At 61.7% G+C, this 6,241-nt stretch carries 5 protein-coding genes; 4 read left to right on the forward strand and 1 reads right to left on the reverse strand.

The genetic code is table 11. The features are described 5' to 3' along the window. The 3 genes from JOZ79_RS11080 to JOZ79_RS11090 all read left to right on the forward strand — a co-directional run. Positions 1–603, forward strand: a 603-nt coding sequence (locus JOZ79_RS11080) for a ribonucleotide-diphosphate reductase subunit beta (protein WP_294074096.1), incomplete at its 5' end; no start/stop codon positions are given. A 166-nt stretch (positions 604–769) separates the two neighbouring features. Then, positions 770–2,473 (forward strand): AIPR family protein, encoded by a 1,704-nt coding sequence (locus JOZ79_RS11085; protein WP_294074098.1) that lies wholly within the window; start codon positions 770–772, stop codon positions 2,471–2,473. 213 nt (positions 2,474–2,686) lie between these two features. Further along, positions 2,687–3,406: a hypothetical protein gene (locus JOZ79_RS11090; RefSeq protein WP_294074100.1), complete on the forward strand. Its 720-nt coding sequence runs from the start codon at positions 2,687–2,689 to the stop codon at positions 3,404–3,406. A gap of 53 nt (positions 3,407–3,459) precedes the next feature. On the opposite strand, the gene JOZ79_RS11095 is transcribed toward JOZ79_RS11090, so the two are convergent. Beyond that, positions 3,460–5,373 (reverse strand): PAS domain-containing sensor histidine kinase, encoded by a 1,914-nt coding sequence (locus JOZ79_RS11095; RefSeq protein WP_294074102.1) that lies wholly within the window; start codon positions 5,371–5,373, stop codon positions 3,460–3,462. 217 nt (positions 5,374–5,590) lie between these two features. On the opposite strand from JOZ79_RS11095, the gene JOZ79_RS11100 reads away from it, so the two are divergent. Further along, a complete protein-coding gene (locus JOZ79_RS11100; protein ID WP_294074104.1) occupies positions 5,591–6,139 on the forward strand; it encodes a glycosyl hydrolase 108 family protein in 549 nt (182 codons plus the stop codon). Positions 6,140–6,241: the final 102 nt, after the last annotated feature.

Raw genomic sequence — 6,241 nt, forward strand, 5'->3', positions numbered from 1 at the left:
ACCGAGGGGCTGCAGCTGTTCGCCAGCTTCGCGATGCTGATGAACTTCCCGCGCTTCAACAAGATGAAGGGCATGGGCCAGATCGTCAGCTGGTCGGTCCGCGACGAGAGCCTTCACTGCGAAGGCATCATCAAGCTATTCCACACCTTCGTGAAGGAACGCGACTGCCTGACGAAGAGCGTCAAGGACGAGATCCGCGACACCTGCCACCAGACGGTCGCGCTCGAGGATGCGTTCATCGACCTCGCCTTCGAACAGGGGCCGGTCAACGGCATGACCCCCAAGGAAATCAAGAAGTACATCCGCTACATCGCCGATTGGCGCATGGGCCAGCTCGGGTTCAAGCCGATCTACATGGTTGACGAGCACCCGCTCCCCTGGCTCGCCCCGCTCCTCAACGGCGTCGAGCACGCCAACTTCTTCGAGACCCGCGCGACCGAATATTCAAAGGGCGCGACGAGAGGGAACTGGAACGACGTCTGGGACAATTTCGATCGCAGGATGAAGGCCAAGGCGGAGGCCGCGGCCAACGACGGCGGCAAGGCCGGCGAAGCGGGCGAGGGACCGGACATGTTCCAGGCCGCGGGGGTCGCGGCGGAGTAGGGGCGGTCTGCCGATCCAGGTCTGCAGACAACGGCTATGCAAACTATTTGATTGGCGACTTGACGGCCTACGGCAATTGCGCAGGATGGCAGGGCCGAATTGAACCTGTTGTCTAGTGGCGGCAGTGGGCTTGCTTGCAATGGCGAGCCGAGTTTCCGGAGCGCGCATGGCAAGGCAGCCGCACAATTCTCAAACGATATTAAGAGAATACGTTGAGCAGCAACGCCAGGAGCGTGATCCTGACTCAGACTTCAACGACTTCTTTGAATTCTTCACCGCTCAGCTATTGCTTCGGGACCACTCTCTTTCCGAGGACGAGATTTCGGAGGGTATACTCGGTGGCGGAAGCGATGGGGGCATCGACAGCATGTACATCTTCGTCGACGAAGTTCTCGTCGCCGAAGATACAGATCTGACGATTGCTAAAACCGGAAGTCGTGTTCGCGTAGAAATTATACAATCGAAAACCGAACGAACGTTCTCAGAAGATGCTATTAACAGGTGGAAGGCTGTTACTGAGTCACTGTTCTCGCTGAATGTTGGTGTGGACGATTTTAGTGACGTGTATAACGATGACGTTCGGGCAGCATTTCAACTATTTAGGAACACCTACAGAGCGTTGCTGCGAAAAGCTCCTACGCTTCATATCAGCTATCATTATGCAACGTTTCGGCCGCCAAACCCAATATCCGCCGGGATCAACGGGAGAATTCGCGCTCTGAGCGCATCGGCACGCGAGCGCTTTCCTGATGCGTCCGTGGATGTCGAATTGCTCGGCGCCGCTGATCTCTGGGATCGCATAATTCACCAGCCACGACACGTCCGGACATTGGCAACTGAGCGGGCTAGTTCCGGTCGAAATGGCTATATATGCCTAGTCAGTCTTGGGCAAATCGACGCATTTTTGCGTGATGAGAACGGTGTCGCCACTCACAATATCTTCGATGAGAATGTTCGCGACTGGCAAGGTCTTACGGCTGTGAATGCAAAAATTGCTGAAGAACTAGAGGAAGGCGGAGATCGTGATTTCTGGTGGTTGAATAACGGCGTTACTATTATCTGCACTGAGTACCGGAATGACGACAACAACCTTACGGTGACCAATCCGCAAATCGTAAACGGACTACAGACCTGTAAAGAAATATCTCAACATTTTGACGGCTTAAGTGCTGAAGATAGAGCTTCCGATCCACGATTTGTCCTTGTTAAGGTCATACGTATTGCCGACGAGGACACGCGCGATAGAGTGATCAGGGCAACTAACAGCCAAAATCCAGTATCGGTCGCGATGCTGCGTGCTACTGACCCCTTCCAAAGAACAATTGAGCACTATCTACTTGCGAGAGACTTTTATTATGAACGACGCAAAAACTTTTACGCGAATAGGGGGAGGCCATCGAGCAAAATAGTCAGTCTCACCTTTATGGCACAGTCGGCGCTGGCGATGTTCTCGTTCAAGCCCGATGACGCACGGGCCAGACCCTCAAACCCGTTAAAGCGAGACACGGAATACCGCGCACTCTTCAACCACGACGTTCCGCTCAATGCATACTTTATGGCGGTCTACGTTTGCCGTTTCGTTGAACTTTATATGAAGCGTCACCTTGCTCTGGACGCGAAGGAAATCAACAACCTGCGGTTCTACGTCGGGATGGTCACGGGCTGGCTCGTCAGCGAAAGGTGCGAGATTGACGCCGCTGCTACCGGTCAACTTGAGACAGACGACATCACAGGTGAGATTGTCCAGCAGGCATACGATTTCGTGCGTGCGAGTTACCAAAGACTGGGCGGCGACGATGATGCTGCACGAGGGTCTCTGCTTAAGGCACGATTACAACGCCGCATGAAAAGAGACTTGGCCGCGAGATAATCTTGGCAGGCTTGCCAAACAGCCTGTTTGACAAATGCCAGTGTATCACCTAACCAACACACCATGCTCGCCCCGCCGGCCGACCTGCGCCGTCTCTTCGCGCTGCCTCCCGATTGCTGCGCAATCTCTCACGTGCGCTCGGCGGCTTAGGCACTTTCCTACAGCAACCTGATTGGTTCATGTAGACGGTTCTAACGAACCGGAGCATTCATCATGGGCGAGCCCTCGCAGGAACAGATCGACGAAACCATTGCCAACGGCATCGCGCTCCAGCTGAGCGAAGAGGAGATCCTCGAACGCCTCGCCAGCCTCGAGCGGCTGACCGACGAGGAACTGGCCGAGTTGGGCGTCTATCCCGCCGAGCAGCGCGTTCCCGCCACGCTGCCGCCGGCGCCGGCCTTCACGCCGGTGCCGCTGCGCAGCCGCTACGACGGCTGGACCGCGGAGCGCCAGCGCGCGTTCATCGCCGCGCTTGCGGAGACCGGTTGCGTCAGCGAGGCTTGCGCCGAGGTCGGGATCACCCCGCGCAGCGCCTATCGCCTGCGGCACCACCCCCGCGCGGACGCCTTCCGCAAGGCGTGGGACCATGCCCAGTCGCTGGCCTCGCCGCGCCTTGCCGCGCTCGCCTGGGAACGCGCGGTCCACGGCGTCACCGACCGGCTGTACCGCAATGGCGAGCTGGTGGCCGAGCGCCGCCGGCCGAGCGACCGGCTGCTGATGTGGCTGCTCGCCCACCACAATCCGACCGCTTACGGCTGGGCTGCCAAGCCGCCCGCGACCGCACCCGATCGCTCCTTCTTCGTCGTCGAGCACGCCCGCGCCGAATTGCCGCCGCTGCTCGACCAGCTCGGCGATGTCCCCGCCGCCGACTGCCCGGTCGACGAGGCCGTTGTCGTCGAAGAAGATTGGGAAGGTCCGCTCACGCGCGTGTAGCGAGTGCGACCTTTGTGACTTTTCGCGGGGCCGCGGCCGCCGCATTCGGCCTTCTATTGAAGGGTGATGTCCTGCTTGAGCAGGTCCTGCAGCGCGTCGGATAGCGAATCGAACTCATAGGGCTTCTGCAGGACCGGGAAGCCGTGCGTCCCGCTCGCCTGTTCGCTGTAGCCGGTGGTCAGCAGGATCGGCAGCTCGGGAAAGCGGGCCCTGACCTTGCGGGCGAGCTCGAGGCCGCTGATCCCGCCCGGCATGATGATGTCGGAAAAGATGAGCTTGGGCTTCTCGCCCGACGCCAGCCGGTCGAGCGCTTCCTTGGCGCTGTGGACGATGGTCGGCTCGAAACCGAGTTCATCGAGCATTCCGGCGGCGAGTTCGGCGACGATCATGTCGTCCTCGACGATCAGCACGCGGCCCAGCGTCAGCTTCCTGTCGGCGGCGCCGTCCGTCTGCGCCCGCTCGCCGCTGCCATGGCTCGCCGGGATGTAGATCGTGAAGGTCGATCCCTTGTTGACCTCCGATGTGATCGTGACCGTCCCGCCCAGCTGCTTCACGAAGCCGAACACCTGGCTGAGCCCGAGCCCGGTGCCTTCGCCGAACGTCTTGGTGGTGAAGAACGGCTCGAACACGCGCTCCATCGTCGCCCGGTCCATGCCGTGCCCGGTGTCCGAAACGCGCAGCGCGACATGCTCGCCGTGGAGGCCGTCCGGCTGCCCGCTCAGCACCTCGTTGGTCGCGCTGAGCTTCAGCTTGCCGCCGCTCTTCATGGAATCCCGGGCGTTGAAGGCGAGGTTGAGCAGCGCCAGCTCCAGCGCTCCGGCGTCGGCATCGACCGGCCACAGCTGGTCGGAAATCTCCAGGATGACCTCGATGTCCGACCGCAATGACGGCCGAAGCAGCGTCGTCACCTCGTCGAGGAAGCCCTTGAGCTCGATCTGATTGATCTCGAGCGGCTGGGCCCTCGCAAAGGCGAGCAGCTGCTTGGTGAGGCCGGCGCCGCGCTGCGCGGAATTGCGGATGCCGTCGATCATCCGCCGCAGCTTTTCCTCATTGTCGATGTTGCGGAGCGCGAGGTCCGAGGCGCCGAGGATCGCGGTCAGCAGGTTGTTGAAGTCGTGCGCCAGCCCGCCGGTGAGCTGGCCGAGCGCTTCCATCTTCTGCGACCGGAACAGCTGTTCGCGGGATTCCTCGAGCCGCAGCTGCGCCTCCCGCTTGTCGGTCATGTCCCGGGTGATCTTGGCGAAGCCGAGGAGCTCGCCCTCGTCGTCGCGGATCGCGTCGAGCACCACGCTTGCCCAGAAGCGGGTGCCGTCCTTGCGCACCCGCCACCCTTCCGCCTCGTACCGCCCGACCCGCCGAGCGGTTTCGATCGCCTTGAACGGCACGCCCGCCTCGAAGTCCTCGGCGGTGTAGAAGCGGCTAAAATGCTCGCCGACGATGTCTTCGGGCGAATAGCCCTTGATCCGCTCCGCGCCGCTGTTCCAGTTGGCGACCCGCCCTTCGGGATCGAGCATGAAGAGCGCATAGTCGGTGACGCCCTGGACGAGGATGCGGAAGCGCCTCTCGGATTCCATCAGCGCCTGCTGCACCTGGCGCTTCTCGGTCATGTCGCGAGTGATCTTGGCAAAGCCGACCAGCTTGCCGCTGTCGTTCTTGATCGCGTCCATGACCACGCTTGCCCAGAAGCGGGTGCCGTCCTTGCGCACCCGCCAGCCGTCGGCCTCGTAGCGCCCCTCGCTGCGCGCCGTCTCCAGCGCCCGGCCGGGCAGTCCGGCCGCGCGGTCCTCGTCGGTGTAGAAGGTCGAGAAATGCTTGCCGAGGATCTCGTGCGTCGCAAAGCCCTTGATGCGCTCGGCGCCGGCATTCCAGCTGGTCACGTGGCCGGACGTGTCCAGCATGTAGATGGCATAATCGACCACCGACTGGACGAGCAGCCTGAACGGATCGTCGGCTATGGGTTCACTCACCAGGACTCGGCTCCCCTCGCGCTGCGCACGAGACGAGCGCGGCGCGACGGTTAACCCGCAAGCGGCGCTACGGTTCAATTCCAGCGGACGCCGACTGCGTTCATCCCGCCGGTGCGTCCCCCGTGCCACATTATCCGGTTCACGACACTTTCCTACAACACACCCATCTGGTTAGTTACTCTCCGACTCGCAAAGGAGAGAGCGAATGGACCTGGCAATCGACGTCGACACCATGATCGACGGCCTGCTCGAGCGGGAGGGTGGTTATGTGAACAACCCCGCCGACAAGGGCGGACCGACCTGCTTCGGGATTACCGAAGCGGTTGCCCGAGCGAACGGCTACATGGGCGCGATGCGGCAGCTTCCGCAGGCCGAGGCGGCGGCCATCTATCGCCAGCTCTACTGGCTGCGTCCCCGGCTGGACGAGGTCGCGAAACGGGCCCCGCGCGTCGCCGCCGAACTGTTCGACACCGGTGTCAACATGGGCCCGGCGGTCGCGATCACCTTCCTCCAGCGCGCTTTGACCGCGCTCAACCGCAACGGCGCCGACTATCCCGACCTGGTGCCCGACGGCCGCATCGGCGGCCAATCGCTGCATGCGCTCGACGCCTTCCTTGCGGCCCGCGGCGCGACCGGCGGCGAAACGGTCCTGATGCGCGCGCTCGAGGCGCTTCAGGGCGAGCGCTACCTGCGCCTGGCCGAGCGCCGCCCCGCCAACGAGGCATTTCTTTACGGCTGGCTTGCGAACCGGATTGGTGATCGCTGACTCGCGCGCGCGTTGCACTGCCAACTTTGCCAACTTCCGATTTGGAGAGTTCGATGAATCCACTTCCGCCACCGCTCAGTTTCGCCGAGGGCCAGAGGTATA

Origin of the sequence: Sphingomonas sp. (assembly GCF_019242355.1) — a bacterium.
GTDB lineage: Bacteria > Pseudomonadota > Alphaproteobacteria > Sphingomonadales > Sphingomonadaceae > Sphingomicrobium.